21 protein-coding genes are annotated in these 26,807 nt (G+C 65.2%); 10 read left to right on the top strand and 11 right to left on the bottom strand.

The window, feature by feature from the left end:
* Window positions 1–24 precede the first annotated feature (24 nt).
* Window positions 25–726 (bottom strand): DapH/DapD/GlmU-related protein, encoded by a 702-nt coding sequence (locus U5A58_RS07975; RefSeq protein ID WP_321961022.1) that lies wholly within the window; start codon window positions 724–726, stop codon window positions 25–27.
* A 253-nt stretch (window positions 727–979) separates the two neighbouring features.
* On the opposite strand from U5A58_RS07975, the gene U5A58_RS07970 reads away from it, so the two are divergent.
* Window positions 980–1,579 (top strand): hypothetical protein, encoded by a 600-nt coding sequence (locus U5A58_RS07970; protein WP_321961021.1) that lies wholly within the window; start codon window positions 980–982, stop codon window positions 1,577–1,579.
* Between the two features lie 30 nt (window positions 1,580–1,609).
* Here the strand turns inward: U5A58_RS07970 and U5A58_RS07965 are convergent, their stop codons facing one another.
* The 7 genes from U5A58_RS07965 to U5A58_RS07935 form a co-directional block, all read right to left on the bottom strand.
* Window positions 1,610–2,998, bottom strand: coding sequence for a glycosyltransferase WbuB (locus U5A58_RS07965; protein WP_321961020.1), 1,389 nt, complete (start codon window positions 2,996–2,998; stop codon window positions 1,610–1,612).
* A gap of 190 nt (window positions 2,999–3,188) precedes the next feature.
* Window positions 3,189–4,148, bottom strand: coding sequence for a GDP-L-fucose synthase (locus U5A58_RS07960; RefSeq protein ID WP_321961019.1), 960 nt, complete (start codon window positions 4,146–4,148; stop codon window positions 3,189–3,191).
* A 4-nt stretch (window positions 4,149–4,152) separates the two neighbouring features.
* Window positions 4,153–5,271: a GDP-mannose 4,6-dehydratase gene (gmd, locus tag U5A58_RS07955; protein WP_321961238.1), complete on the bottom strand. Its 1,119-nt coding sequence runs from the start codon at window positions 5,269–5,271 to the stop codon at window positions 4,153–4,155.
* Window positions 5,272–5,366: 95 nt separating this feature from the next.
* Window positions 5,367–7,598, bottom strand: coding sequence for a polysaccharide biosynthesis tyrosine autokinase (locus U5A58_RS07950; protein ID WP_321961018.1), 2,232 nt, complete (start codon window positions 7,596–7,598; stop codon window positions 5,367–5,369).
* Window positions 7,599–7,673: 75 nt separating this feature from the next.
* The gene (locus tag U5A58_RS07945; protein WP_321961017.1) at window positions 7,674–9,065 is read right to left on the bottom strand and encodes an undecaprenyl-phosphate glucose phosphotransferase; all 1,392 of its coding nucleotides are present in this window, start codon (window positions 9,063–9,065) and stop codon (window positions 7,674–7,676) included.
* 40 nt (window positions 9,066–9,105) lie between these two features.
* Entirely contained in the window at window positions 9,106–10,614 is a 1,509-nt protein-coding gene (locus U5A58_RS07940; RefSeq protein WP_321961016.1) for a mannose-1-phosphate guanylyltransferase/mannose-6-phosphate isomerase, read from the bottom strand.
* A gap of 89 nt (window positions 10,615–10,703) precedes the next feature.
* A complete protein-coding gene (locus U5A58_RS07935; protein WP_321913136.1) occupies window positions 10,704–11,708 on the bottom strand; it encodes a GlxA family transcriptional regulator in 1,005 nt (334 codons plus the stop codon).
* 628 nt (window positions 11,709–12,336) lie between these two features.
* Here U5A58_RS07935 and U5A58_RS07930 point away from each other — a divergent pair.
* From U5A58_RS07930 to U5A58_RS07920, 3 genes are all read left to right on the top strand, one after another.
* Window positions 12,337–14,313 (top strand): hypothetical protein, encoded by a 1,977-nt coding sequence (locus tag U5A58_RS07930; protein ID WP_321961015.1) that lies wholly within the window; start codon window positions 12,337–12,339, stop codon window positions 14,311–14,313.
* A gap of 190 nt (window positions 14,314–14,503) precedes the next feature.
* On the top strand, window positions 14,504–14,956 hold the full coding sequence (locus U5A58_RS07925; RefSeq protein WP_321961014.1) for a GDP-mannose mannosyl hydrolase: 453 nt from the start codon (window positions 14,504–14,506) through the stop codon (window positions 14,954–14,956).
* A 340-nt stretch (window positions 14,957–15,296) separates the two neighbouring features.
* Window positions 15,297–16,301, top strand: a complete 1,005-nt coding sequence (locus tag U5A58_RS07920; RefSeq protein WP_321913139.1) for a GlxA family transcriptional regulator — start codon at window positions 15,297–15,299, stop codon at window positions 16,299–16,301.
* Between the two features lie 108 nt (window positions 16,302–16,409).
* On the opposite strand, the gene hmpA is transcribed toward U5A58_RS07920, so the two are convergent.
* On the bottom strand, window positions 16,410–17,612 hold the full coding sequence (hmpA, locus tag U5A58_RS07915; protein WP_321913140.1) for an NO-inducible flavohemoprotein: 1,203 nt from the start codon (window positions 17,610–17,612) through the stop codon (window positions 16,410–16,412).
* A gap of 209 nt (window positions 17,613–17,821) precedes the next feature.
* A complete protein-coding gene (locus tag U5A58_RS07910) occupies window positions 17,822–18,397 on the bottom strand; it encodes a cob(I)yrinic acid a,c-diamide adenosyltransferase (RefSeq protein ID WP_321961013.1) in 576 nt (191 codons plus the stop codon).
* 192 nt (window positions 18,398–18,589) lie between these two features.
* Between U5A58_RS07910 and U5A58_RS07905 the strand changes: the two genes are divergently transcribed.
* The 6 genes from U5A58_RS07905 to proC all read left to right on the top strand — a co-directional run bounded on the left by U5A58_RS07905 (window position 18,590) and on the right by proC (window position 25,786).
* Entirely contained in the window at window positions 18,590–20,005 is a 1,416-nt protein-coding gene (locus tag U5A58_RS07905; RefSeq protein ID WP_321961012.1) for an FAD-binding oxidoreductase, read from the top strand.
* A 72-nt stretch (window positions 20,006–20,077) separates the two neighbouring features.
* Window positions 20,078–21,583 carry an FAD-linked oxidase C-terminal domain-containing protein gene (locus U5A58_RS07900; RefSeq protein ID WP_321913143.1) on the top strand — a complete coding sequence of 502 codons (1,506 nt, stop codon included), beginning with the start codon at window positions 20,078–20,080 and terminating at the stop codon, window positions 21,581–21,583.
* A gap of 153 nt (window positions 21,584–21,736) precedes the next feature.
* Window positions 21,737–22,825 (top strand): glycolate oxidase subunit GlcE, encoded by a 1,089-nt coding sequence (gene glcE, locus U5A58_RS07895; protein ID WP_321913144.1) that lies wholly within the window; start codon window positions 21,737–21,739, stop codon window positions 22,823–22,825.
* Between the two features lie 18 nt (window positions 22,826–22,843).
* A complete protein-coding gene (gene glcF / locus U5A58_RS07890) occupies window positions 22,844–24,073 on the top strand; it encodes a glycolate oxidase subunit GlcF (protein ID WP_321913145.1) in 1,230 nt (409 codons plus the stop codon).
* A 176-nt stretch (window positions 24,074–24,249) separates the two neighbouring features.
* Window positions 24,250–24,948, top strand: a complete 699-nt coding sequence (locus U5A58_RS07885) for a YggS family pyridoxal phosphate-dependent enzyme (RefSeq protein ID WP_321961011.1) — start codon at window positions 24,250–24,252, stop codon at window positions 24,946–24,948.
* Window positions 24,949–24,970: 22 nt separating this feature from the next.
* A complete protein-coding gene (gene proC / locus U5A58_RS07880; protein ID WP_321961010.1) occupies window positions 24,971–25,786 on the top strand; it encodes a pyrroline-5-carboxylate reductase in 816 nt (271 codons plus the stop codon).
* Between the two features lie 76 nt (window positions 25,787–25,862).
* Here proC and ubiA read toward each other — a convergent pair whose 3' ends face one another.
* Window positions 25,863–26,726: a 4-hydroxybenzoate octaprenyltransferase gene (ubiA, locus tag U5A58_RS07875; protein WP_321961009.1), complete on the bottom strand. Its 864-nt coding sequence runs from the start codon at window positions 26,724–26,726 to the stop codon at window positions 25,863–25,865.
* Window positions 26,727–26,807 lie beyond the last annotated feature (81 nt).

The following is a 26,807-nucleotide window of genomic DNA, read 5'->3' as shown; positions in this document are numbered from 1 at the left end:
TCATCCCGCGGCTTGGGAGCCGCCTCATGCCTTGGGCGGCTTGCTTTCCTCAAAACGCCAGCGGATAAAACGGCACGGATTGCCGCCATACACGCCGCCGGCTTCCAGCGAGCGATGCACGACCGAAAGCGGAGTGACGACCGCCGAGCGCCCGATCGTCACGCCCATTTGCACCACGCATTTCGACGAGACCCACGCGCCGTCCTCGATCACGATAGGCGCGACGTGCAGGTCCATGTTCGTGCGCATGTCGTGCGAGCCGGCGCTGAGAAACGCGCCCTGCGAAATGCAGACGTTCGAGCCGATGCGGATGGGCGCCTGGTTGTAGATCCACACGTCCACGCCGATCCAGCAGTTCTCGCCCATCTCCAGATTCCACGGCGCCTTCACGCGCATGGGGTGCACGAGGCGGCAACCCTCGCCGACCTTCGCGCCGAACAGGCGCAGCAAGCTCACGCGCAGCGCGGAGAGCGGCAGCAGACGGTTGTCGAGCACGCAGGTCTCGATCAGATACCACGCGGCCTGCACGAGCTTGCCGCGGCGCGCAACGAAGTTGCCCTTGCCCGCACGGCTCAAATCGATCACGCGAATTTCCGCGCTTGCAGACTGCGCGGCGGCTTGCGGCGGCGCGACGCCTGCAGACGGTGCCTCGCCAGCGCCATCCCTGCGGCCGGCCGCGCCGACGTTCCCTTTGAGGGTTCCTAAACCTTCGACCGCTTCCGTCATGAACGCTCCTTGCCCACCCGGGTCGGTTCTATGTGGCTTGCGTGCTTCCCGGCTCGTCGCGAGCCCGTGCCGAATGGACAACGGGGCAACGGGACAACGGGCGGCGTCTAGCCACGAATTCATTATCCGGCGGCCTGCGCATCGCCTCCCGCGCGTGGCCGACACGGCAGGGGTTTTGGCGCAGCGCGGCGACGCTGCGTGGGCAACATGAAGGCTTGACGCCGCATGATTCGCGGCGCGCGGGGTCCATGCCATGCCCAGCCTTAATCGACATCAGTTTGCGCCCTATGTGCTCGCCGCTGCGCTGCAAGCCGCGTGCGCTGCATGGCCGGGCGCGTTGGTCGCGCAAAACGCCCCTTCCGGCGGCTCGTCCGCTAATGCGAAATACCAGAGCAGCCAGGGCGACACCCTCACCAACGCCGTGCAGCGCCAGAAACTCGACGAGCAGCGCCTGCTCGGCGGCCCGGGCACTTCGGACAACCCCTACAGCGCGACCCCGTACAGCAGCAACGGCGCTTCGCCAGACGACGCGCAAGACGCGCTCACGAACGAAAAGCACATGCACGTCGTCACGCCTGGGGATTACGCGGCAAGCGAAGCGAGTGCCTCGGGCGGCAGAAGCGGCAGAGGCGGCGCGAGCAGCAGGATCGGATCGAACGGCCGGTCTCGCGCCGGCAACGCGGCAGCGAGAAGCCCGGCAGGCAACCCTGCCGGTAGCCATCGGGCGAGCGCCGGATACGACTACGGCGCCCGCGAAACCTCGCCGACCGCCCAGGTCTATGGCAATCCGTACAGCAACCCGTACGGGTCGCCGGACCAGGCCAACTCCGAACTCTACAAGTCGCCCTGGTAAGCTCTGCTAGCGGCCCAAGGCCCCGGTCGATCAGACATCGGACTGCTCGACCTCGGGCAACGTCGATCCGCCTTTGCCTGCTTGATGCGCGGGTTCATTGGCAGATTGATCCGCGCCTCGATGCGTCGAAGCAGCGCTACTTGCCGCCGGCTGCGGCCCCACTCGCGTCTGACTCGCCGGCTCGGCAGCCACACCCGCGAGCCCGGCAAGCCTCGCTTCGAGCACGTCGAAGATCGCTTGCGGCGAGAGCATGCGCTTCGCATAGCGCCGTGCGGCATGGCCCAGCGCGGCGCGGCGCGCCGGGTCCCCGGCCAGTTCGACGATCGCCGCCGCCAGCGCCTCGCCATCCTCGGGCGACACGACGATCCCGTGATCCGAGACCACGTCGAAGAGACTCGTGCCGGGCCGCGCCATGGCGATCACCGCGCGGCCGCTCGCGAGCATGCCGGTGAGCTTCGAGGGCATGACGAGGTCGGCGGCGTCGTTGCGCTGCGGCAGCACGTGGATATCGGCCACGTTCAGCAACTCATTGAACATCGACGCAGGCTGCAGCGGCAGCACATGACAGTTCGAAAGCGGCTCGCAACGCGCGATCAGGTCTCGCCTGGCCGCGCCGTCGCCGCAGAACACGAAGCTGATATCCGTGCGCGTGGCGAGCGCCGTTGCGACATCCGCGAGAATTTCGATGCCCTGCTTCGCCCCCATGTTCCCCGAGTACAGCACGACAGTGTTGTCCTGCGGGATGCCAAGGCGCCGCCGGAACGCGCTCGGATACGGCAGCGGAAAGATCGCCTGGGTATCGACCCAGTTCGGCAGGCACACCGCGCGCGAGGCGTTCACGCCCTTGTCGATGGCGCGCTCGACCATGCGCGGCGAAATCGACGAGACGGAGTCGAAGCGCCGCAACAGCCAGCGCTCGCAGGCGAGCGCTGCGCGCCCGAGACGTGAGCCCTGGCCGCCCTTGAGCAGGCCCAGATCGAATGCCGCATCGACTTCGAAGTCCTGAATATGCAGCCAGCTGCTCGCCCCGACGGCGCGCGCGAGCATGAGCGCGCCGGGCGCGCAAAAGAGTGTCGGCACGATCAGCATGACAGCCTCTGGCCGCCACGCCGCGAGCCGCGCGAGAAGCGGCAGCGACGAAAGCGCGAAGCTCGCCAGATGCACGATGCGCTTGAAACCGCCCTGCTGCGAAGGCACCCACAGCGGCGCACGCCAAACGCTCACGCCGCGCAAGGTTTCGCGTGTGTAGCGCCCCGCGCGATAGCCGTCATGCACACGCCATTGCGGGTAATAAGGCGGTGCACAGATCACGCGCACCTCATGGCCGTGCGCCGCGAGCAACTCCGCCATTTCGGCGGTGTATTTGCCGACACCTGTCACTTCGGGCGCGTAATTCAGTCCGTAAATCAGGATTCTCATTGCGTTGCTTCCGTCCCTGAACTGCTTTTTGAACTGCTGGTCTACCGCTTTCCTTCGACTCGCGCGCCGAGCGAAAAAAAGCGGGCGCCGTGCATCCGGTCCGCGCACGACGCCCACCACCAAACAAACGTCTCTTCCCCTGCGTCTGCGGAGCCGAGTGCCTGAATGCCATCGGTCCCGTCAGGCAACATCAGACCCGCATGCCTGCCTCGTATGCCGGTGCGGCGTAGGTGTGAAGAAAGTCGTCGTAGGTGCGGGCGAGCCCCTCCTGGAGGCCAATGTGCGCATGCCAGCCCAGATCGCCCAGGCGCGACACGTCGAGCAGCTTGCGCGGCGTGCCATCGGGCTTGGTCGAATCGAATACCAGTTCGCCGTCGAAGCCCACCACGTCGCACACGCGCTGCGCGAGATCGTGGATCGACAGGTCCTCGCCCACGCCAACGTTGTACACGCCGTCGCCGGTCTCGTGCTCCAGCACGAAGATCGTCGCATCGGCGAGATCGTCCACGTGCAGGAATTCGCGGCGCGGCTTGCCCGAGCCCCAGACAGTCAGCGTGCGCAGGCCGTTCGTGCGCGCCTCGTGCGCCTTGCGCAGCAACGCGGGCAACACGTGACTGCTGCCGAGGTCGTAGTTGTCGTTGGGGCCGTACAGGTTGGTCGGCATGAGCGAGACGAAATGCGTGCCGTACTGGCGGTTGTACGCTTCGCAGAGCTTCAGGCCGGCGATCTTCGCAATCGCGTAGGCCTCGTTGGTCGGCTCGAGCGGCGAGGTGAGCAAATAGGTTTCGCGAATCGGCTGCGGGCATTCGCGCGGATAGATGCACGACGAGCCGAAGAACACGAGGCGCTGCACGCCCGCGTTATACGACGCCCGGATCACGTTGGTCTCAATGGCCAGGTTATCCCAGGCGAATTGTGCAGGCTGTGTCGAATTCGCGAGGATGCCACCCACGCGGGCGGCCGCGAGCAGCACCGCATCGATGCTCTCACCTTCGAAAAAGCGATCGACCGCGGCCTGGTCGGTGAGGTCCAGTTCCGCATGGGTGCGCATGACGAGGTTCCAGTAGCCATTCGCCTGCAACGCGCGCACGAGCGCCGAGCCCACCATGCCCCGGTGGCCGGCCACGAAGATTCGGGAGTTCTTGTCCATGCGTTCACTCGTGATGTTCGAGAGCCCTGAATCCGGCCAGCTTGACGAGCGCGTCGCGCCGGGCAGCCTGATAGTCGGCACGCACCATTTCCTTGACGAGCGCCTGGAACGTCGTCACCGGTTTCCAGCCCAGCTTCTCCTGGGCCTTCGAGGCGTCGCCGAGCAACGTCTCGACCTCGGTCGGGCGGAAGTACCGCGGGTCCACGCGCACGATCACGTCGCCCGGTTCAATGCGCATATCGCGCGCCTGCACATGATCGACAATGCCGATTTCGTCCACGCCGCTGCCTTCGAACCGCACGGTGATGCCCAGTTCCTCAGCGGCCGCGCGCACGAAATCGCGCACGCTGTACTGCACGCCAGTTGCGATCACGAAGTCTTCGGGCTTCTCTTGCTGGAGCATGCGCCACTGCATGTCGACGTAATCGCGCGCATGGCCCCAGTCGCGCAAGGCGGAGAGGTTGCCGAGATAGAGCATTTTCTGCAGGCCGACCGCGATGCGTGCCAGCGCGCGCGTGATCTTGCGCGTGACGAACGTCTCGCCGCGCTGCGGCGACTCGTGGTTGAAGAGAATACCGTTGCACGCGTAGATGCCATGCGCTTCGCGGTAATTGACAGTGGTCCAGTAGGCGAACAGCTTCGCCACCGCATAGGGACTGCGCGGATAGAACGGCGTGGTTTCGCGCTGGGGCACTTCCTGCACGAGCCCGTACAGTTCGGAAGTCGACGCCTGATAAAAGCGCGTTTTCTGCGTAAGGCCGAGAATGCGGATCGCCTCCAGAATGCGCAGCGTGCCGAGGCCGTCCGCGTTCGCCGTGTACTCGGGTTCCTCGAACGACACCGCCACATGGCTTTGCGCGGCGAGGTTGTAGATTTCGTCGGGTGCCACGCGCTGGATCACGCGCAGCAGAGCCGTGGAATCGGTCAGCTCGCCGTGATGCAGCTGGATGCCGGGTTCCGGGTCGTGCACGTCGCGATACAGGTGATCGATGCGGTCCGTGTTGAAGAGTGACGAGCGCCGCTTGATGCCGTGCACTTCGTAGCCCTTGTTCAACAGCAGTTCTGCCAGATACGAACCGTCCTGACCGGTGATACCGGTGATCAACGCAACCTTGCGAGCCATCGCCATCGTTCTCTCCTCGCGTGAGCGAAATGGGATTCGGTGGTTCCACTATCCGCGGCGGCCCCCCGGCCGGCCGCGCACCTGCTGCCTGCCTGCTACCCTGAAACGCTTTCATAACCGTAGTAACCGCCGCGATACCCGCCGCCGATGAATGCGCCGGTCTTCGGCACGTCGGTGAGCAGCACGCCGCGCAGATTCACGCCGCCTATGCGCAGGCGCTTGACCGTTTCCTCGAGCTCCGAAATCGGGTGGCGGCCATGGCGGATCGCGAGAAGCGTCGTACCCGCGTAGCGGCCGATCACCGTCGAGTCGGTCACCGCGAGCACCGGCGGCGTATCGACGATCACGAGGTCGTACTTCGCGCCCAGCTCCTGCAGCAGCGACTCGAAACGCGGACTCATCAGGAGCTCAGACGGATGCGAGTGCAGCGAGCCCTTGGCGAGCACGTCGAGGCCCGGCAGCACCTCGCGCTGGATCGCGCGCTCCAGCTCCGCGCCGAGCAGCACGTCGGAGAGCCCCGGCTGGTGCGCAATGCCGAAGTGCGAGTGCACGTCGCCGCGCCGCATGTCGCCGTCGACGATCAGCACGCGCTTGTTCACCGAGGCGACCAGCGCGGCGAGATTGACCGAGAGGAACGATTTGCCGATGTCGGGCCGCGAGCCCGTGAGCATGACGATGTTGTTGCGCGCGTCGTTGAGCGTGAGCTGCAGCGAGGTGCGCAGGCTGCGCACGCCTTCCACCGCCACGTCCTGCGGGTTCTGCTGCGCGAGCACGTGCAACCCGCGCCGGCGCGACGCCACGTGATGCTGCAGCCGCAGTTGCTGCGGGCTGCGTGGCACCACGGCGAAAACCGGCACGCCGAGCGCAGCTTCGAGTTCGTCCGGGCGCTCCACGCCGCCGTACAGCGACTTGCGCACGAACGCGACGAGCACGCCCAGCACGAGACCGGCGCCGATCGCGAGCGCGATCACGAGCAGCTTCTTCGGACGCACGGGATCGTCGGGCGCTTCGGCGAAGTCGACTACGCGCACGTCGCCCACCTGCCCCGCGCGCGCCACACGCAATTGCTGCGCGCTGTTCAAGAGGCTCGTATAAAGCTCCGTGCTCACATGCACGTCGCGCAGCAGGCGCACAGCGGACTGCTCCGTATCGGGCAGTTGCGCCACACTCCGCGTGAGCTGCGACTGCGCGGCCTGCAACGTGCCGATCTGCGCGTCGAGCGACTGAACGGCCGGGTGATGCTCGGTGAAACGCTGCGCGAGTTCCGCGCGTTGCTGGCGCAGGTCTTCGAGACGAATCTTGTTGTCGCTCACCTGCTGAAGCAGCAGCCGGCTTTCTTCGCCGAGATCGACGGTGCCGTGCTCGTTGCGGAACTTGTTGTACTTCTGCTCGGCCGAATCGACCTGCGCGCGCAGTTGCGGCAACTGGTCGTCGAGGAACGCGAGCATGTGTTCCGCTTCGGCCGAACGGCTCGCGATGTCCTGCTTGATGAACTCATGCGCCACGTTGTTGAGAATCGCGGCCGTCATCTTGCTGTTGTGGCCTTCGAGACTCGCGCGGATCACGCCGGACTGCAGCCCGACTTCCTGGATTTCGAGTGCGCGCTCGAGCCGATCGACGGTGGTGAGCGTCGAGGCGCGCATGAGCAGGAACGGCGTGCCGGGCGCCCCGCTCAGGCTGTCCACATGCAGCGCGATCGGGCCGACCGACGTGTTGGCGCTCACGTCCTCGCCCACTCGCCCCTCCAGGAGCGGAATGCCGTCGGGGTCGCGCAGCGTGAACGTGCCGGGCTCATCGCCCGCGACGAGCGTGAAATCGCGCTCATACATCGCTTCGGGCGTATCGAAGCGCGACACCGTGATCGCGCCGCCCCCCCATGCATAGCCGGCCGGGCGCATGAAGCCGGGCAGCTTCTGCGCCCAGGGCGAGCCCATGATGCCGGAGAGCATGCCGCCAATCACGGGCATTTCGCGCGGCCGCGCAGAAATGTCGAGGTGCAGCTTGCGCACCGTTTCCTCGGTCACGTTGCGCGACTTCAGCATTTCGATCACGCCGTTCGCGGTCGACTTCTCGTCGAACATGCCCGTGAGCGGCGGCAGGCTGCTGTCCTTCTTGCTGGCGTCGCCCTTGTCGACGAGGTGGAACAGCACGTCGGCACGATAGGTCGGCGTGGCGAGGAAGGCATAGGCCGTGCCCAGCAACGTGACGGCGAGCGTCACGATCGCGATAGCGCGCCAGTTCGCCACCATCGTTTGCAGATAGTCGCCAAGGTATCGCTCGTCGGCGGCTGCTGCGCCATAGTAAGCGCCGTCGTAATTCATCGCCATCTTGCTTCTCCCGAAACCTGGTGTTGCTTGCTCGTGATGCTTGCTGGTGATGCTTGCCCGAATGCGCCGCCGCGCTCAGTACGCGTTGCGGCCGACCAGCCCGTGAACGACGGTGGCCGCGATGATGCGCATGTCGAGCCAGAACGACCAATGCCCGAGGTAATACAGATCGTGCGCTACGCGCATTTCCATCTTTTCGAGGCGATCGGTTTCGCCGCGAAATCCGTTGACCTGCGCCCAGCCGGTAATGCCGGGCTTGATGCGATAGCGGTGGATATAGCCTTTCACCACGCTCTGATAAAGATCGTCGTGCTCGAGCGCATGCGGGCGCGGACCGACCACCGACATGTCGCCGCGCAGCACGTTGTAGAACTGCGGCAATTCATCGAGACTCGTGCGGCGCAGGAACGCGCCGATACGCGTCACCCGCGGATCGTGGCGCGTCGCCTGGCTCACGGTGCCGGGCGCTTCCTTATGCTCGCGCATCGTGCGGAACTTGTAGATCGTGAACACGCGGCCGTCGGCGCCCTTGCGGCGCTGCCTGAACAGCACTGGCCCCGGCGAGGAAAACTTCACCGCAATGGCGATACCGATGAGCAGCGGCATGAGGCTCACGAGCGCAAGCGCCGCGAACACGCGATCGAACACCGCCTTCTTGAACTGCGCGCTCGCGGGCAGCGGCGAAGCGACAAGGTTGATCGCGGGCACACCGAGCAGCTCGATCACCGTACTGGTGTCGAACAGCGCCAGTGAGCGCACGTCCGGAATGAAACGGATGTTCACGAGGTCGTTGCGAAATTCGCTCACGAGCCGCACCACCGTGCGCTCCTCGGCAAGCGAAAGGGCGAGCCACAACTCGTGCACGTCATGCTCGCGGATGTACTGCGCGAACGCCTCGATCGTGTCGCACACCGGCGTGTCTTTCTCGCTGGCGGGTCGCGCAGATTGCGGCATCGTGTTGTAGAGAGCGCTCGCGCGAAAGCCTGAGCCTGGCTCCGCACCGATGCGCCGCACGATCTCGTCGCACTGCGAAGCGGAACCTGCAATGGCGACCTGATGGAGATTCATGCCCGCGCGCCGCATGTGCGCAAGCACGCCGTGCGCGAGGAAGCGCCACGCAATGAGCAAGCCGCCCGCAAGCGCGGTCCAGTAAGCGAACCACAGGCGCGAAACGACGTCGACATGATGCATCGTGGAGTACATCGAGATCAGCGCGCAGCCCTGCACGACGAGCCACGCAAGCGACACCTGGCCCGCGAGCAGCGCTTTGGAGCGGCCGCGCCACGACTGGTAAAGCTCGAACGCCGGAAAGATGACGAGCGCGAATGCGGCGGCGAGCAGCACGAAGGCTTCGTTCACGCCGCGCGGCACGACATCGTCGAAGCGGATCTCCGAAGCCACGCTCGCGCCGATCATCACGGCAGATACGTCGAGCACTCTCGCCATCAGATTTTGCAGCTCGCGCATGCTTTCTCCTTTTTTCTCCCTGCAGGCCGTGCTGCTGCGCTCAACCGCAGCGGCCATACGTATCGTCGAAACGGACGATGTCGTCCTCTCCCAGATACGCACCCGACTGCACCTCGATGATCTCGAGCGGCACCTTGCCCGGATTCTCCAGCCGGTGACGCACGCCGAGCGGAATGTACGTGGACTCGTTTTCCGTCATAAGAAAGGATTCCTCACCACGCGTGACGAGCGCGGTGCCGCGTACGACCGTCCAGTGCTCGGCGCGATGGTGATGCAGTTGCAACGAGAGCCGCGCGCCCGGCGTGACGACGATGCGCTTGACCTGAAAGCGCTCGCCGGAATCGATGGAATCGTAGAAGCCCCACGGACGTTGCACCTTCCGATGCGAAGCCGCCTCAGGCGCGCGCTCGGCCTTGATACGCGCAACGAGCCCCTTTACGTCCTGCACCTTCGAGCGGTCCGCGACGAGAACCGCATCGGCGGTCTCGACCACCACGAGGTTCGACGTCCCCACGCAAGCCACGAGCCTGCCGTCGGAATGCGCGTAGGTCGCAACTGCCCCCTCGAACACCACGCGCCCGCGCCCCACGTTGCCGTCCTCGTCTTTTTCCATCGCGGCCCACACAGCGTCCCACGAGCCGAGGTCGGACCAGCCCGCATCGAGCGCGACCACCACGCCCTCGGGCGTCCAGCCGTTGCTGCCCGATAGCCGCTCCATGACCGCGTAGTCGATCGAGTCAGCGGGCGCGCCCTTGAAGGCCTCCGTGGCCGGACGGAATACGGCGCCGTCCTGCTTTCCATCGACGAATGCAGCAAGGCACGCTGCATGCATGTCGGGCTGCAGTGCGCGCAGCGAGTCGAGCCAGACGCTCGCGCGCATCACGAAGATGCCGCTGTTCCACCAGTAGCCGCCCTGTGCGATGTATTGCGTGGCGAGTTCCGGCGCGGGCTTTTCGACGAAGCCGTCGATATGGTGCGCGCCGTCGGCAATCGCCTCGCCCACACGGATGTAACCAAACCCCGTTTCGGGCGAGCGCGGTGGCACGCCGAGCGTCACGATCGCGCCGCGCTGCGCGTGGCGCGCGGCGCATTCGAGCGCGCTCTGCAGTGCATCCGTATCGGCAATCGCATGGTCAGAAGGCATGACGATGAGAATCGCGTCGTCACCGTTCGCGCACGCAAGCGCTGCACCGAGCGTGAGCGCCGGCGCCGTGTCGCGCCGCGCGGGCTCGACCACGAGCCGCGCGTCGATACCGCACGCATGCAACTGCTCGACGATCACGAAGCGGTGTTCTTCACCACATACGACGATTGGCGCGCTCGCGACCTGCCACTCCGATGAAAAGCCGTCTAACCGATGCACGGTTGCCTGCAGTAACGTATCGCTGCCCACCACGCCAATTAGCTGCTTAGGGAAATGTTCGCGCGACATCGGCCACAAACGCGTACCGGAACCTCCCGCCAGCACGACAGGCACGATACGCGTGCACGCCGCGGCTTCGACGCGAGCCTGACTCTGGCCCTCCTGAATCGATGACCTCTCATTCATCTTCGGACTCCTTCATATCGGGCAGGATCACCTCGGCTCGCGAAAAGCGACCCCGTTTGTAACGAAGTGCGACCGTTGTTACCGCGGCGTTACGAGACGGCTACGCCGGCCTCGCGGCGGCTTTGCTCGCGGTATTCGGTGGGCGAAATCATCATGCGCTTGCGAAAGATCTTGGCGAGGCGGTCGCCATTGCCCATGCCCGTGCGGCGCGCGATCTTGTCGACCGGCAATTCCGAATCGGTGAGCAGGCTGCAGGTGATTGCAAGGCGCGCATGCAAGAGGTAATCGGATGGCGTGATGCCCATCTCCAGCTTGAAGCGGCGCAGGAAGTTTCGCTCGCTCATCGCTGCGACCTGTGCCGCGTCGGCTATCGAAATGGCGCGCTGACAGTTTTCCTGCAGCCAACGCGCGGCTGCACGGACTTTGTCAGCCGGTGCGCTGCCGAGCGCATCGCCGAGAAACGGCAACAGGTTGCCGCCCGAATCGGGCATGAGCCGCTCAGTCACGGCACGCGCCACATCCACACCGAGATCGCGCTTGACGAGCGTGAGTGCGCTCTTCATCGACTCGAGCCGGTCGCCGGCGTCGCCGCTTGCTTCCTCGCGGCCTGTTTGCACCGCATACGAGCCGAACTCGTGCTGGGTGCGCTGGCCGCACAGACTCGCCGCCTCGAGCAGTGAACGACCTTCACCAATCGGACGAATGGTGCCGGTATTCGCATGCACGCGACGCAGCCATGCGACGAGACGCTCGTCGTTGGCGGCCGCGAAGGCGCCCTTGCCACCCGCCACGAACAGCGCGTCGAAACCGACGTAGTGGCGAGCATCGAGTCCGTCTGTCCAGACCCGTACCGACGACGAGCACGTCACGTTGCCGCCATCGGCCGAAAGGATGCTGACATCGTATGGTGAGCTGCGAGCGGTGTCTGTCGAGAGTTCGTTCGCCACATGAAACACTTCAGCCACAATGCCGGCGCCGAGGAGCGAACAACCATCGAACAGCAGAATTGCGATATGACGCACCTCTCGACTGATGCCCGCGGTCACTAGATGCGGGCGACTGAACGACGGTAAATCCAGACTTGCGTACGCCATGCTTTTCCCCTAAACAATCCCCCGTATCAAGCGAAAAGTCCCGGTAATAGCATTTCGATAGCATTCCATGTGCAGTGCATCATATGCAGAGAAAAATTCCTGCAACGACGACTGACCGAAACTGGCGAGACATTGGCGCATTTAGTCCGGTCGAGGACCGTTTAGAAGCTTGGTCGCCAAGTCAAATGACAAAACGCAAACTGCGTGAAAGGCAATTTGTTCGATTACATCGGTTTGGGCAAAAGTGCCGGATAACCGTTACAGGCCGGTATTTTCGCCTTTGTTACGACAAAATCGTTCGATGCCTTCCGATCGATGCGTGCGCATGGGATGGAAGAGAAACGAGCAATAAAAGACTGCGCCTCTATTCGTCTGATTAAATGATGTTTAAGAAGCTTTGCGCCCGGATTTCGAGCATGCGATGCGAATTTTAAACCTGTTAAATCCTGTTTGCGCCGCACAATAAAAAAATTCACAAAATCCCGCCTTATATGATTGGACTCCGAGAGCACTGCACAACTTGCACGCGGAGCTTCGAGGGAAAATTGCGCGAAAAGCCTGGACGCTGGCGTCAGATGACTGGCTCGAACAACTAGGCTTACCCTTTCATGCAGTGAGGAACCTGCCCATGACATCGCGCCTAGCCCTTGCATCCGCACTCGTGACGCCTCGTTTCGCGCGCCGCTCGCCCGCCTGTTCATGGTTGCCGACTGCAGCGCTCGCGCTCGGCATCCTTCTGCCGGCCATGAATTGCCGCGCCGCCGACGCGCCCGTTTGCAGGAGCGCCGACAGCCGCGCGGCGACAGACGCAAGCGACGATCCCATCTCGGCCGACACGCCCGGCAGCGACGGCACGCGGCTTTTTCCGCGCGGCAAGAGCGTGCGTATCGACGTGACCACGCGCGCGACGCGCGACGACAAGGTGCAATGGCAGATCGCGGATACGTGGAGCCGCCCGCAGGCGAGCGGCAACTTCACGGTGGCAGCCGGCCCGCGCGTCACGTCGCTCACCTGCACGCTGCCGCAGGCGGGCTACTTCGCGTTTTCGGCGTCGCTGGCTTCGCAGCCCTCGACCGGTTTGCCCCAACGCGGCACGCGGCCGGCCGGCATCACGACGTTCGGTGTGCTGCCCGACGTGAGCGCAGCACTTCCCGCACCCGCCTTTACACGCCAGGACCTGCACCGCTTCGGCGGCCAAGGCTCAGCATATATCGCGCCCGGCCAGCACTGCTGCGGCGGCGACGGCTTGCGTCCGCTCTACACGAACCTCGGCCTTGCATGGGCCAACGACAAGCGCGGCTGGTACGTCATGGAACCGAAAGGTCCCAATACATTCGATCCTGCCGCCTCAGAACTCGATCTGCAGTTCAAGCCCGGCGACATCATGCGCTTGATCACGGTCGACGGCTTTCCCGCGTGGGCGAGCCCGAACGGCCAGGAGACCCACAGCTACCTGCCTGCTTCGCTGGCCCAGTTGCGCGATTACATGGCGCGCGTAGGCACCGAGTCCGCACGCATCCGCGCGCGCGTCTTCCCGCGCCAGGCGCACAATTACTATCAGGTCACATGGGAGCCCGACAAGGACGGCGGGCTGCCGTGGAAAGACACTGACGCGCATTTCGTCGATCTCTACAAGACCGTCTACGAGGGCTTACACTCCACCGACACGTCGGCGATCGTGATGGGCCCAACCTATGCAGGCGTGCAGGGCAACACCGAGTGGCTCAAGAAGTTCGCACCGTTTGGCATTGCTAAATATATCGACGGCGTGACGATCCACGGCTACTACGATTTCGGCACGAGCCCTTCGCATCCACCGGAGCGTTTGTACGGCGCGCCCGAAAAGGGCACGCTTTCGCTGCCCGAGGCCATGCGCGAGCTGCGCGCGACAATGCGCGACATGCTCAAGCCCGGCGCGCCGCTCTTTGTCACCGAAACAGGTATTAGTTACGATATTGGTACGAACTACGCGGCCAACTATCCCGACGCGCAAACGCTCTACGCACAAGGTGCGGTGGTCGCGCGCGCGCATCTGATCCTGCTTGGCGAAGGCGCGGACACCACGTTCATTTTCTATGGCGCGGACATGCCGGAAACGACGCCCGGCTATGGCGTGTTCTTTGAACTCGAGCATCCGAAGGGCATGTACGGCGCGTCGAACATCAGTCCGAAGCCGGCCGCGCTCGCGGTCGCGACCATGACGCGGCTGATCGACGGTACGTATACGCTCGGGCCGCTGCGCGGCACGCCGGCGGGCGTCTATGCGTACGCGTTCGCGCGTCCGGGCGGTGGCGGCAGTAAAGACAGCAAAGGCGGCGGCAAGGTGATCACCGCGCTGTGGAGCCACGACAACGCGCGCTGGAGCGCGAAGACGGGCTTCGATGCCACGCGTGCAACGAACTACACGCTTCAGGTGGACGCGCGCGGGCGCTCGGGCCAGGTGAGCGTCTTCGACATGATGGGCAATCCGACCACGATGACTTACAACGACGGCATGCTCCCGCTGCGCCTGACCGAATCGCCCGTTTATGTGGTGTCGGACAACGCCGATATCGCCAGATCGAACGCTGTCACACCCGCGGGCTACGTCGCGCCGAAGCCTTGAGCGCCTGGTCGGCTACTCGCATCTTGGCCCACGATAGCGAGACTTCGGCGGTTGCGGACAGTGCAACGCGATATTGGCCCGCCTAGACTGGTCTTGAACGTGCCGTGTGCCTCGCACGCGCCGTGTGCGCAGCGAGTGCGCTTCGGATTATCTAATCGACACGACCGACACCCGGCGGATACGCTCGTCCATGCTCTCACCGACAGAATTCCTGGAGGTGGTGCGGCTCGCACCGCTCGTGGCGATCGACCTGATCGTCGCCGACGCCGAAGGCCGTGTGCTCGTGGGCCAGCGGCGCAATCGCCCCGCACGCGGCACCTGGTTCGTTCCGGGCGGACGCATTCGCAAGGACGAACGGCTGGACGCTGCGTTCACGCGCATCGTCGAAACAGAACTGGGCATTGCGAGCATGCAGCGCTCATCGGCGCGCTTCGTCGGCGTATACGAACATCACTATCCCGACAACTTCGCGGCGGAGAACGGTATCGGCACGCACTATGTGGTGCTCGCCTATGCATTCATGCTGGACAGCACGGTGCCCGTCGGGCGCTTCGACCAGCATAGCCAGTACGCGTGGCTCTGGCCCGAGGAGCTACTCAAGCGCGACGACGTGCACAAGAATACGAAACAGTATTTTTGCTGAGGACCCGCAAGCGCCACGCACCCACCCTCTGCGTTCCCCTCGCGGCTTTCGAATACCTCACGCGTGGGGTGCGTTCGCCCTTGTGCTCCCTTGTAAGTACTGGCGGCGCCCAGGCGCAACGCCCGTCCAGGGCCGGGCCCCGCCTCCCAGCGCATATCGAGCCATTCTGCCAACTTCTCGGCATTTTCAGACTGCGCCGTGCGTCAGGGGCGCACCGGCCTATCATGAATCCCGAGAGCGTGATGTGACCGCATGTAACAGCCCCACACAGCCGGATCAGGGCGCGCGGCGCAAAAGCGCAACGTACTCCTGCGAATCCTTTCTGCGCGAGGAACCGGCCATGTACATCGACAGGGTGGTCTGCCGGCAAGCCGCTTTCCAGCCGCGCGGCGCTCACTTGAAGTTCGGACACGTGGCCAAACGCATAGGCATCCTGGTTTTCGAGGGCTTCCCGCTCGGGGATGTGACCTTGCTCGCCGACGTGTTTCGTCTCGCGAACGATGCCTGCGCCGACACGCTTCCTGCTTATTCGGTCGTGATGCTGTCCGAGCCTGGTGGCAACGTGGCCAGCGGCTGCGGTCTGCGGATCTGGTCCGAGAGCCTGCATGGCCCGCTGCGCAGCGGCTTCGACACACTGTTCATCGCCGGCGGCCCCGGTGCGATGATGGCGCGCGACAATCCGCGGCTCATCACACGGCTTCAGATGCTCGCACCGAAAGTGCGCATCATCCGCGCACTCGGCGAGGGACGCGCCGTGCTCGCCGCCGCCGACGTGCCCTTCCTGCGCACGGGCGGCAATACGGCGAACTCGGCGCAGCGGCTGCGCCGCGCGCTGGAAGCGCGCAACGCCGGCGCTTCGGTCGTGACGCCTTCCGAAGCACTCGTCGCGGCGCTGAAGGTGGTCAAGCGCAATCACGGCGTGGCGCTTGCGCAGCGCGTTTCCGAGGACTCGATGCCGGGCTCGTGGGAGCGGCTCGGCCCTATGCTCGACGATGGCGAAGCGGACAGCGCAAACGGCAAGATCAACTCGGCTGCTCACTGGCTGCGCGAGAACTACCATCAGCCGATCTCGGTCGCCGATGCGGCGCGTGTCGCGCAGATGAGCATGCGCAACTTCCTGCGCCACTTCAAGACGCAAACGGGACTCACGCCGTCCGAATACCTGCTGCGTACCCGGCTCGATGCGAGTTGCCTGTTGCTCGCGCAAACCAATCTTCCGATCGACGAGATCGCGCAACGCTGCGGCGTGCCGCGCGGCGAGCGCCTTGCGCGCATCTTCCGGCGCAGGCTCTCGATTTCGCCATCGGGGTATCGCGCGGTCAACAGGCGGGCTTCGACCGAATGAATTCCGTTGCAAATCGATACACGATTGACTGCTTCACACGCAAGACGCTGCGTTTTCACGCGGCGTCTTTTCATTCGGTCTACTAATGGTTAACACCAGTGCGCGCCGTTACAGCATGCCGGAGCCGAAAATCTCCGTGTGAATGCGCGAGGCGTCGACGCCGCGGGCAACGAGCGCCTCGCGCTGCTCGCGCATGAACGCCACGGGGCCGCACAGGTAGTAGTCGGCGTCGGGCAGCAGCACGTCGGCTTCGATGCGGCCGATATCGATGCGCCCTTCGAAGTCGTAGTCCACGCCGCGGCGGTCGTTTGCGCCGACTTCTTCGTAGAACACCGCGCGCTTGACGTTCGGGTACTCGGAAACAGCGTGACGCAGGAAGTCGCGGAATGCGTGCACCTTTGCGTTGCGGCATGCGTGCACGAAGGTCACCTTGCGCTCGCTGCGCTCCGCGATCAACGTGGAGAGCATCGACTTCATCGGCGTGATGCCCACGCCGCCGCTCATCAGCACGACCGGCGTCGTCTTCTTGCGATCGAGCGTGAACTCGCCCATCGGCGCGCTCACGTGCACCACCGCGCCCTCTTCCACGCCGTCATGCATGAGGTTCGACACGTGGCCCGGCTGTGCCTCGCCTCGGCCGGCTTCGCGCTTCACCGAAATGCGCAGCCACTTGCCGTGAGGCGCGTCCGAAAGGCTGTACTGACGCGGCTGGTCCACGCCAAGCTTGTCGACGAAACGCGTCACGCTCACATACTGCCCCGGCTCGAAGCCGCCTGCGGATGCGCCGTCGGCCGGCGCGAGATAGAACGAGGTGATTTCGTCGCTTTCGACTTGCTTGCGCATCACCTTGAACGGTCGGAAGCCGCTCCACGAGGCGCCCTCGTACAGCTTCGCCTCGGTGCCGATCATGATGTTCGCGAGTTGCTCGTAGGCCACGGCCCAGGCGTCGAGCGTGGGCTGGTCCACGGCGTCGCCGAGCACGTCCACGACCGCGCCGAGCAGATGGCGGCCGACGATCGGATAGTGCTCCGGACGGATGTTCAGGCTCGCGTGCTTGTGCGCGATATGCGTGACCGCGCCACCGAGCGCGCCCAGATTGTCGATGTTCGCCGCGTAGGCATAGACCGCGCGTGCGAGCGTTTCGGGCTGACTGCCGCTTTGCTGGTGCGTCTGGTTGAAGATGTTCTTGAGCTCGGGGTGCGCGGCGAACATCCGCTTGTAGAAATGCTTGGTGATCGTGGCGCCGTGTTCGGCGAAAACGGGTGCAGTGGCCTTCACGCGGGCCATCTGGTCGGCGGTGAGCGCAGTCATTTGCAGCTTCTCCTCGTTAAAGATGCACATAAGATACATCTTTAACGAGGCAGCCAGATCCGGGCATTTTGTCGCACCCCGGCAATCTGCGGATTGCGCGAGGTGTGAATTCGCGGCGGATGGCCGTGGGGGCGGAATTCGGCAGGGCTTTTGCGGTGCGTGAGACAGTCCCTTTCGGCGATGACGCGCTGCTTGCGCCCTTTTATTCCCTACTCGCCCTTGCCTGCGCCGCGGTCGTGCCGCCAAAGCACGTCGCTGCCTCCCCCAGCCCGGTTAAGCACGCGCGCGAGCACGAACAGCAGATCGGAGAGCCGGTTGACGTAGCGGCGCGGCGTATCGGCGAGCGGCGGGCCTGAGTTCGGCGCCGCGCCCAGTGCGACGACAGCGCGCTCGGCGCGCCGGCACACCGTGCGGCACACATGGGCGAGCGCGGCAGCGCGTGAGCCGCCAGGGAGAATGAATTCCTTGAGCGGCGGCAGCGTGCCGTTGTAATGCGCGAGCCAGGCGTCGAGCCGCGCGAGGTGTTCGTCAGTCACGAGCGTGTGACCCGGAATGCACAGTTCGCCGCCCAGATCGAACAAGTCGTGCTGGATGGCGACGAGCGCCTCGCGTACGTCGTCGGGAAGCGTCTCGCATAGCAACACGCCGATCTGCGAGTTCAGTTCGTCGACGTCGCCGATCGCGGCGATGCGCGCGTCGTCCTTGCGCACGCGGCTGCCGTCGCCGAGACCCGTTGAGCCGTCGTCACCGGTGCGCGTTGCGATCTTGCTCAGGCGATTGCCCATGTTGTGCCCTCCGAGGCGAAAAATTCGCGCAGTTCGCGCATGACGCGCGCCCAGCGCCACAGAAAGCGCGCACATCCGGCGGCCATTATAGGTTTGATGCGTCGCAGCAAAGGGAGCGCGGCTTTGCGCCCCGGACGTTCAGCGTAAAATGGTCCACGCCAGAAGTCATACCCATACGAAGGAGACACCCGCGTGAATCACCCCGCGCCGCCGGCCCTCGCACGCCGCCCGTTCCCCGCCGAACTCCTCGATCAACTGCGTAGCGCGTTCGGCGAACGCGTCTCCACCTCGGAAGCCGTGCGCGCCCACCACGGCCGCGACGAGTCTCCCTTCGATCCGCAACTGCCCGACGCCGTGGTGTTCGCGCAGAGCACCGAGGACATTCAGACCGTCGTCAAGCTGTGCGCCCGTCATGGCGTGCCGATCATTCCCTACGGCAACGGTTCGTCGCTGGAAGGTCACTTGCTGGCCGTGCAGGGCGGCGTGTCGATCGACCTCTCGCAGATGAACCGCGTGCTCTCGATCAACGCCGAAGACCTCACCGTGACGGTCGAGCCCGGCATCTCGCGCAAGCAGCTCAATGAAGCGCTGCGCGACACGGGTCTTTTCTTCCCGATCGACCCGGGCGCCGATGCGAGCATCGGCGGCATGACGGCCACGCGCGCCTCGGGCACCAATGCCGTGCGCTACGGCACGATGCGCGAGAACGTGCTCGGCCTGACCGCCGTGCTCGCCGACGGCCGCGTGGTCAAAACCGGCACGCGCGCACGCAAGTCCTCGGCAGGCTACGACCTCACGCGCCTTTTCGTGGGTTCGGAAGGCACGCTCGGCGTGATCACCGAAATTACGGTGCGGCTCTACCCGCAGCCCGAGGCGGTCTCGGCAGCGGTGTGCGCGTTCCCTTCGATGGCCGAGGCCGTGCGCACGGTGATCGAAACGATTCAGATCGGCGTGCCGATCGCGCGCGTGGAATTCATCGACTCGCTCGCGGTGCGCGCGATCAACAAGCATTCGAATCTCACGCTGCGCGAGAAGCACACGCTCTTCTTCGAATTTCACGGCACCGAAGCGGGCGTCGCGGAGCAAGCACAGCTCGTGCAGGAGCTTGCCGCACAGCATGGCGGCGAAGGCTTCGAATGGGCCACGCGCCCCGAGGACCGCAGCCGCCTGTGGAACGCACGCCACAACGCCTACTTCGCGATGCTTCAGCTCAAGCCCGGCTGCCGCGCCGTGACGACCGACGTGTGCGTGCCGATCTCGCGCCTCGCCGAATGCGTGATCGAGACCGAGACCGACCTCAAAGCCTCGCCGCTGCCCTGCCCGATCGTCGGCCACGTGGGCGACGGCAACTTTCACGTGGCGATCCTGATCGATCCTGACAAGCCCGAGGAGATCGACGAGGCCGAGCGCCTGAACCACCGCATCGTGCAGCGCGCGATCGCAATGGACGGCACCTGCACGGGCGAGCACGGCGTGGGTCTGCACAAGATGGGCTTTCTCGTAGAGGAGCACGGCGCGGACACGATCGACACGATGCGCGCGATCAAGCACGCACTCGATCCGCACAACCTGATGAATCCGGGCAAGATCTTCAGCTGGGCGGCGTAACCGACGAGCAAGCGCGACACGCGCGCAAAAGCGCTTAGCGAGCGCAAACAACCGCAACAGACGGGAGGAGACATGAACGCACCAGACGCGAACTTGCCCGAGCTGAGCCCGGAGGCGCTCGCGCAGCGTCAGCGCGAGGTGGTCCAGGCGTTGATGGCCGTGCTGCCGGCACATTGCCTGCTGCATCGCGAGGAGGACACCGTTGCCTACGAGTGCGACGGCCTTGCCGCCTACCGGCGGCTGCCGCTCGCAGTGGCGCTGCCGGAAACCGAGTCGCAGGTGCAGCGCATCGTGCAGATCTGCCGGCGGCTCGACGTGCCGGTCGTGCCGCGCGGCGCGGGCACCGGCCTGTCGGGCGGCGCCATGCCGATCCGGCACGGCATCGTGCTCTCGCTCGCGCGCTTCAAGCGCATTCTCGAAGTCGATCCCTACGCGCGCACGGCTACCGTACAGCCTGGCGTGCGCAATCTGGCCGTTTCCGAAGCGGCGGCGCCTTTCGGCCTCTACTACGCGCCGGATCCCTCCTCGCAGATCGCCTGCACGATAGGCGGCAACGTTTCGGAGAATTCGGGCGGCGTGCACTGCCTCAAGTACGGTCTCACCGTGCACAACGTGCTGCGCGTGCGCGCCGTGACGATGGATGGCGAGATCGTCGAATTCGGCTCGCTTGCGCCCGATGCGCCGGGCCTCGATCTGCTCGCGGTGATGATCGGCAGCGAAGGCATGTTCGCGATCGTTACCGAAGTGACCGTCAAGCTGATTCCGCGCCCGCAAACGGCGCAGGTCATCATGGCGAGCTTTGACGATGTCGTGAAGGGTGGCGACGCCGTAGCGGGCATCATTGCCTCGGGCATCATTCCGGCGGGCCTGGAGATGATGGACAAGCCAGCCACGCGCGCCGTGGAGGAGTTCGTGAACGCCGGCTACGACCTCGACGCCGCCGCGATCCTGCTGTGCGAAGCCGACGGCACGCCCGAGGAAGTCGCCGACGAAATCGCGCGCACGACCACGGTGCTGCGCGAGCATGGCGCCACGCGCATCCAGATCTCGCGCACCGAGGAAGAACGCCTGCGCTTCTGGTCGGGCCGCAAGAACGCGTTTCCGGCGGCGGGCCGCATTTCGCCCGACTATTACTGCATGGACGGCACGGTACCGCGCCGCGCGATCGGGCCGCTGCTCGCGCGCATCCACGAGATGGAAAAGCAGTATGGGCTGCGCTGCATCAACGTATTCCATGCGGGCGACGGCAACATGCACCCGCTCATTCTCTTCAACGGTAATGACCTCGACGAATGGCACCGCGCAGAGGCCTTTGGCTCGGACATTCTCGAAACCTGCGTAGAACTGGGCGGCACGGTGACGGGCGAGCACGGTGTGGGCATCGAAAAGATCAATTCGATGTGCGTGCAATTCTCGCCGCAGGAGCGCGATGCGTTTCACGCGGTGAAACACGCGTTCGACCCGGCCAGACTGCTGAACCCCGACAAGGGGATCCCCACGCGAGCGCGCTGCGCCGAATACGGGCGCATGCACGTGCGAGGGAATCTGCTGCCGCACCCTGAATTGCCGCGCTTCTGACAGACGCACAGATAGACCCACAAACACGCGCAAAGCATCGCGCCATTTATGCGTTTCGCGTGACCCGCATGAGGGTCCGCTCCGGGTTGTCAGGCGAGGTTCGCTCAGTACAATCGAGCGAACCATATAACGAACGAGCGCGACCATCACGACATGGAAGAGGACGACATCGTCTCGGACTGGTCCGAACGCATCCGGGCAGCGAGCGCCGATGGGCGGGCGTTGCGCATTCGCGGAGGGGGCACCAAGGACTGGTACGGCCAGTCGCTCGAGGGCGAGATTCTCGACACGCGCGCACACCGCGGCATCATCGCGTACGACCCGGCCGAACTGGTGATCACGGCCCGCGCCGGCACACCGCTTGTCGAAATCGAAACGGCGCTTGCGGCCCACGGCCAGATGCTCGCGTTCGAGCCGCCGCACTTCGGCGCCCAGGCCACCCTCGGCGGCTGCATCGCCGCAGGCATTGCCGGGCCCCGGCGGGCGAGCGCGGGCGCACCGCGCGACTTCGTGCTGGGCGCGGTGCTCATGAACGGCCACGGCGAGGTGCTGCATTTCGGCGGCCAGGTAGTGAAAAACGTGGCGGGCTACGACGTCTCGCGGCTCATGGCGGGGTCGCTCGGCACGCTCGGCCTGCTGCTGGAGCTTTCGGTGAAGGTGCTGCCGGTTGCGCAAGCGGAAACCACGCTCAAGTTCGACATGAACGGCACCGACGCCGTGCGCAAGCTCAACGAATGGGGCGGCCGCCCGCTGCCGATGACGGCGAGCGCCTGGCGCAACGGAACGCTCGCGGTACGCCTCGCCGGCGCGGAAGCGGCCGTGAAAACCGCGCGCGCGAGCCTGGGCGGTGAGGTGGTGGACGCCGTGGAGGCCGAGCGCTTCTGGGCGGGCCTGCGCGAGCAGACCGATCCGTTCTTTGCCTCGATCGCACCGAATGCGGCGTTGTGGCGGCTCGCGCTGCCCTCGATTGCGGAGCCCTTGCAACTGCCCGGCGCGCAACTCATGGAGTGGGGCGGCGCGCAGCGCTGGTGGATCACGGAAACCGACGCGCAAACAGTACGCATCAGCGCGAAGCAAGCCGGCGGTCATGCCACGATGTTCCGCACGGGGCGCGACTACGACCGCAGTGCGGGCGTCTTCACGCCCTTGCCCGCGCCGCTCATGAAGATCCATCGCGGTCTGAAGGCCGCCTTCGACCCGGCCCGCATCTTCAATCGCGGCCGGCTGTATTCCGACTTCTGACGACAACCACACGCGGCGATGCAGACGAACCTCGCGGACTTCATACGCAACACCCCCGACGGCGACGAAGCCGACGCGATCCTGCGCAAGTGCGTGCATTGCGGCTTCTGCACCGCGACCTGCCCGACCTATCAGTTGCTCGGCGACGAACTGGACGGCCCGCGCGGGCGCATCTATCTGATGAAGCAGATGGTGGAAGGCGCGCCCGTAACGAAGAGCACGCTCACGCACCTCGACCGCTGCCTCACGTGCCGCAGTTGCGAGACGACCTGCCCTTCGGGCGTGCAGTACGGGCGCCTCGTGGAAGTGGGCCGCAAGCACGCCGAACAGATGGTGCAAAGGCCGTTGCGCCAGCGCCTCATGCGCCGCCTGCTCGCGGGCCTGCTGCCGCGCCGCGCGCTTTTCACGCCGGCCATGCGCCTTGGCCAGCAGGTGCGCCCGCTTCTGCCCAAGCGCCTGCGCGACAAGGTGCCCGTGCGCCAGCGCTCGCTTGCGTGGCCCACGGCAAAACACGCGCGCAAGATGCTGATGCTGCAAGGCTGCGTGCAGCCCTCGATGATGCCGAACATCAATATCGCCACCGCACGCGTGCTGGATGCGCTGGATATCGAGACGATCGTCTCGCCGCAATCGGGCTGCTGCGGCGCGATCCGCCTGCATATGGGCTACGCCGACGATGCGCTCGACGACGTGCGCGCGAACATCGACGCCTGGTGGCCGTACATCGAGCAAGGCGTGGAGGCGATCGTGATGAACGCCTCGGGCTGCGGCGCGACGGTGAAGGAATACGCGCACCTGTTGCGCGACGACCCGGCCTATGCGGAGAAAGCGCGCCGCGTGGTCGAACTCACGCGCGATCTTTCGGAGCTGCTGCCCGCGTTCGAGGAACAACTCGTGGCCGCGACGAGACGGCGCGGCATCAAAACGGTGGCCTGGCATCCTCCCTGCACGCTGCAGCATGGCCAGCAGTTGCGCGGCGGGGTGGAAAAACTGCTCACCGCGCTCGGACTCGACGTGCGGCTGCCCGCCGACAGCCATCTTTGCTGCGGCTCCGCAGGCACCTATTCGATCATGCAGCCGCGCCTTTCCTATACGCTGCGCAACCAGAAAGTGGACCGGCTGCAGGCGCTGGAGCCGCAACTGATCGTTTCCGCCAACATAGGCTGCATCACGCACCTGCAAAGCGGCACGGCGATTCCGGTCACGCACTGGATTGAACTGGTCGAACATATGCTGGCGACGAATTGAGCTATCGGGAACGGAACCAGCGTAACGAAGCGCACGGCACGCCAACAGTCGGCCATTCGGTATAGCCTTTCTGGCCAGTGTTTCGCGCCGTGCGCAGTCCGTATAATGGCCGTCGTTCTGTTCGTTTTGGATCCAAAAGCGGCGTGAGCCACGTTACGCGCCAGCCTTCAAGCCCGATGACCGATCTTTCCCACAATCTCGAAGCTGTCCGCGAGCGCATCGCCGCCGCCGCCCGCAACGCCGGCCGCGACCCGCAAAGCGTGGAGTTGCTCGCGGTTTCGAAAACGTTTCCCGCGCAGGACGTACGTGCCGCTCACGCTGCCGGCCAGCGCGCGTTCGGCGAGAACTACGTGCAGGAATCCGTGGACAAGATCGAGGCGCTCGCCGACCTGCGCGCGAGCATCGAATGGCATTTCATCGGGCCGCTCCAATCGAACAAGACACGCCCCGTGGCCGAGCGTTTCGACTGGGTCCATTCGGTCGATCGTCTGAAGATTGCCGAACGCCTTTCGGCGCAACGTCCCGCCGGCATGGCGCCGCTCAACGTCTGCCTCCAGGTCAACGTGAGCGGCGAGGCCAGCAAGAGCGGCGTCACCCCGCAAGAAGCGCAGCAGGTCGCCAAGCAAATCGCCGCCCTGCCCAACCTGCGCCTGCGCGGGCTCATGTCGATTCCCGAGCCGGAAACCTCGCTCGAGGCGCAACGCGCGCCGCACCGCCAACTGCGCGAGCTGTTCGAAGCGCTATGCGCAGAAGGCCTCGCGCTCGACACGCTCTCCATGGGCATGTCGGCCGACCTCGAAGCCGCGGTGCTCGAAGGCGCGACGATCGTGCGCGTCGGCACCGCGATCTTCGGCGCGCGCGACTACTCTCACTGATTCATTGAACGATTCCATCACCATGAAAATTGCCTTCATCGGCGGCGGCAACATGGCCGCCGCGCTCATCGGCGGTCTGATCCGCAAGGGCGTTCCCGCCGACAATCTGTACGCGATCGATCCGAACGAGGACGCCCGCAAGCGCAGCGCCGAGCAGTTCGGCGTGCGCACCGGCGCCGCAGCGGACGCCGCGCTCGCGTCGTATGACGCGGTGCTGATCGCTGTGAAGCCGCAAATCGCCAAAGCCGTGGCCGAAGGCATCGCCCCGCACCTCGGCGCGCATCAGGTCGTCATCAGCATCATGGCCGGCATTCGCATCGACGACCTGTCGCGCTGGCTGAACGGCCATGCGCGCGTCGTGCGCACGATGCCGAACACGCCCGCGCTGATCGGCATGGGCGCAACCGGTCTCGTCGCGAGCAGCGGCGTGGACGCGGCGGGCCGCCAGCTCGCGTCCGACGTGCTCGGCGCCGTGGGCCAAACGGTCTGGTTCGACGACGAAGCGAAGATCGACGCGGTCACGGGCATCTCGGGCAGCGGCCCGGCCTACGTGTTCTATTTCATCGAAGCGCTCGAAGAAGCGGCGCGTCAGCTCGGCATGGACGAGCAGCAAGGCCGCGCGCTCGCCATCGCCACGTTCGCGGGCGCGGCGCAGCTCGCGCTGCAATCGGACGAGCCGCCCGCCGTGCTGCGCGAGCGCGTGACCTCCAAGGGCGGCACGACGGCCGCCGCGCTCGCGTCGTTCGACGCATCGGGCGTGAAGGCCGCCATCGTCAAGGGCGCGCTCGCGGCCGATGCGCGCGCGAAGGAAATGGGCGAGGAATTCGGCAAGCAGTAAGCTTGCCGCAGCGTCCTAAAAAAAAGCGCCGGGTGTGTCGTGCACCCGGCGCTTTTTGTCTGGAGCCGATCGGGCCCTAGAGTCCCGCGATGGCGTAATGGGCCGCGATCCCCACGAACAGCACGCCGCCCAACCAGTTGTTGTGGCGGAAGGCGGCGAAGCACGGCATGCGCTCGCGGCCCTTGATCAGCGTGTAGTGGTAAATCGCGCAACCCGCCGCTGCCGCCCAGCCGAGCCAGTAAAGCCAGCCGAAGCCCAGCGTCAAACCCACCCACACGTAAATGCCAAGCGTCACCGCGTAGCAGAGCATGATCGCGAGCACGTCGAACCGGCCGAACGTGAGCGCCGAGGTGCGAATGCCGATCTTGATGTCGTCGTCGCGATCGACCATGGCGTACTCGGTGTCGTAGGCGACGGACCAGAACACGTTCGCGATCAGCATGATCCATGCGAGCGCAGGCACGTGATCTTGTACGGCGGCGAACGCCATCGGAATGCCGAAGCCGAACGCGATACCCAGGTACGCCTGCGGAATCGCAAAGAAGCGCTTGGTGAACGGATACGACGCCGCCACGAACAGCGCCACGACCGAAAGCTGCTTCGTGAGCGCATTGAGCGGCAGGATCAACAGGAACGACACGAGCGCGAGACCCGCGGCAATCGCTACCGCCTCCCAGGCGCGAATGCGGCCCGACGTGATGGGGCGCTCGGCGGTGCGCTTCACGTGGCGGTCGAAGTCGCGGTCGGCGTAGTCGTTGATCGCGCAGCCCGCCGAGCGCATGAGCACCGTGCCGATCGTGAAGATGATCAGCAGCGAAAGCGGCGGACGGCCGTCGGAGGCGATCCAGAGCGCGTTGAGCGTCGGCCACAGCAGCAGCAGGCTGCCGATCGGCTTGTCCATGCGGACGAGCCGCAAATAGAGCGGGAGTCGGGCGAACATGATCGGGGCGGGAAAAGCGATGCCGCTATTGTAGGCCAGGGCGCCGCCTTGCCGCCCGCGCCCTTGCCGCGTGCCTCACCC

The organism is Paraburkholderia sp. J7, assembly GCF_905220155.1.
In the GTDB taxonomy this organism is placed as follows: Bacteria; Pseudomonadota; Gammaproteobacteria; order Burkholderiales; family Burkholderiaceae; genus Paraburkholderia.
Note: the sequence above shows the minus strand (reverse complement) of the source record. Positions and strands in the feature narration are given on the sequence as shown.

Excerpts from the sequence above, each read along its gene's own strand:
- U5A58_RS07950 (WP_321961018.1), bottom strand. The coding sequence starts at position 7,598 with ATGGCGATGAATTACGACGGCGCTTACTATGGCGCAGCAGCCGCCGAC.
- U5A58_RS07945 (WP_321961017.1), bottom strand. The coding sequence starts at position 9,065 with ATGCGCGAGCTGCAAAATCTGATGGCGAGAGTGCTCGACGTATCTGCC.
- gmd (WP_321961238.1), bottom strand. The coding sequence starts at position 5,271 with ATGGCTCGCAAGGTTGCGTTGATCACCGGTATCACCGGTCAGGACGGT.
- glcF (WP_321913145.1), top strand. The coding sequence starts at position 22,844 with ATGCAGACGAACCTCGCGGACTTCATACGCAACACCCCCGACGGCGAC.
- U5A58_RS07940 (WP_321961016.1), bottom strand. The coding sequence starts at position 10,614 with ATGAATGAGAGGTCATCGATTCAGGAGGGCCAGAGTCAGGCTCGCGTC.
- U5A58_RS07885 (WP_321961011.1), top strand. The coding sequence starts at position 24,250 with ATGACCGATCTTTCCCACAATCTCGAAGCTGTCCGCGAGCGCATCGCC.
- ubiA (WP_321961009.1), bottom strand. The coding sequence starts at position 26,726 with ATGTTCGCCCGACTCCCGCTCTATTTGCGGCTCGTCCGCATGGACAAG.
- U5A58_RS07925 (WP_321961014.1), top strand. The coding sequence starts at position 14,504 with ATGCTCTCACCGACAGAATTCCTGGAGGTGGTGCGGCTCGCACCGCTC.
- U5A58_RS07920 (WP_321913139.1), top strand. The coding sequence starts at position 15,297 with ATGTACATCGACAGGGTGGTCTGCCGGCAAGCCGCTTTCCAGCCGCGC.
- U5A58_RS07900 (WP_321913143.1), top strand. The coding sequence starts at position 20,078 with ATGAACGCACCAGACGCGAACTTGCCCGAGCTGAGCCCGGAGGCGCTC.
- U5A58_RS07935 (WP_321913136.1), bottom strand. The coding sequence starts at position 11,708 with ATGGCGTACGCAAGTCTGGATTTACCGTCGTTCAGTCGCCCGCATCTA.
- U5A58_RS07910 (WP_321961013.1), bottom strand. The coding sequence starts at position 18,397 with ATGGGCAATCGCCTGAGCAAGATCGCAACGCGCACCGGTGACGACGGC.
- glcE (WP_321913144.1), top strand. The coding sequence starts at position 21,737 with ATGGAAGAGGACGACATCGTCTCGGACTGGTCCGAACGCATCCGGGCA.
- U5A58_RS07930 (WP_321961015.1), top strand. The coding sequence starts at position 12,337 with ATGACATCGCGCCTAGCCCTTGCATCCGCACTCGTGACGCCTCGTTTC.
- U5A58_RS07965 (WP_321961020.1), bottom strand. The coding sequence starts at position 2,998 with ATGAGAATCCTGATTTACGGACTGAATTACGCGCCCGAAGTGACAGGT.
- proC (WP_321961010.1), top strand. The coding sequence starts at position 24,971 with ATGAAAATTGCCTTCATCGGCGGCGGCAACATGGCCGCCGCGCTCATC.
- U5A58_RS07960 (WP_321961019.1), bottom strand. The coding sequence starts at position 4,148 with ATGGACAAGAACTCCCGAATCTTCGTGGCCGGCCACCGGGGCATGGTG.
- hmpA (WP_321913140.1), bottom strand. The coding sequence starts at position 17,612 with ATGACTGCGCTCACCGCCGACCAGATGGCCCGCGTGAAGGCCACTGCA.
- U5A58_RS07970 (WP_321961021.1), top strand. The coding sequence starts at position 980 with ATGCCCAGCCTTAATCGACATCAGTTTGCGCCCTATGTGCTCGCCGCT.
- U5A58_RS07975 (WP_321961022.1), bottom strand. The coding sequence starts at position 726 with ATGACGGAAGCGGTCGAAGGTTTAGGAACCCTCAAAGGGAACGTCGGC.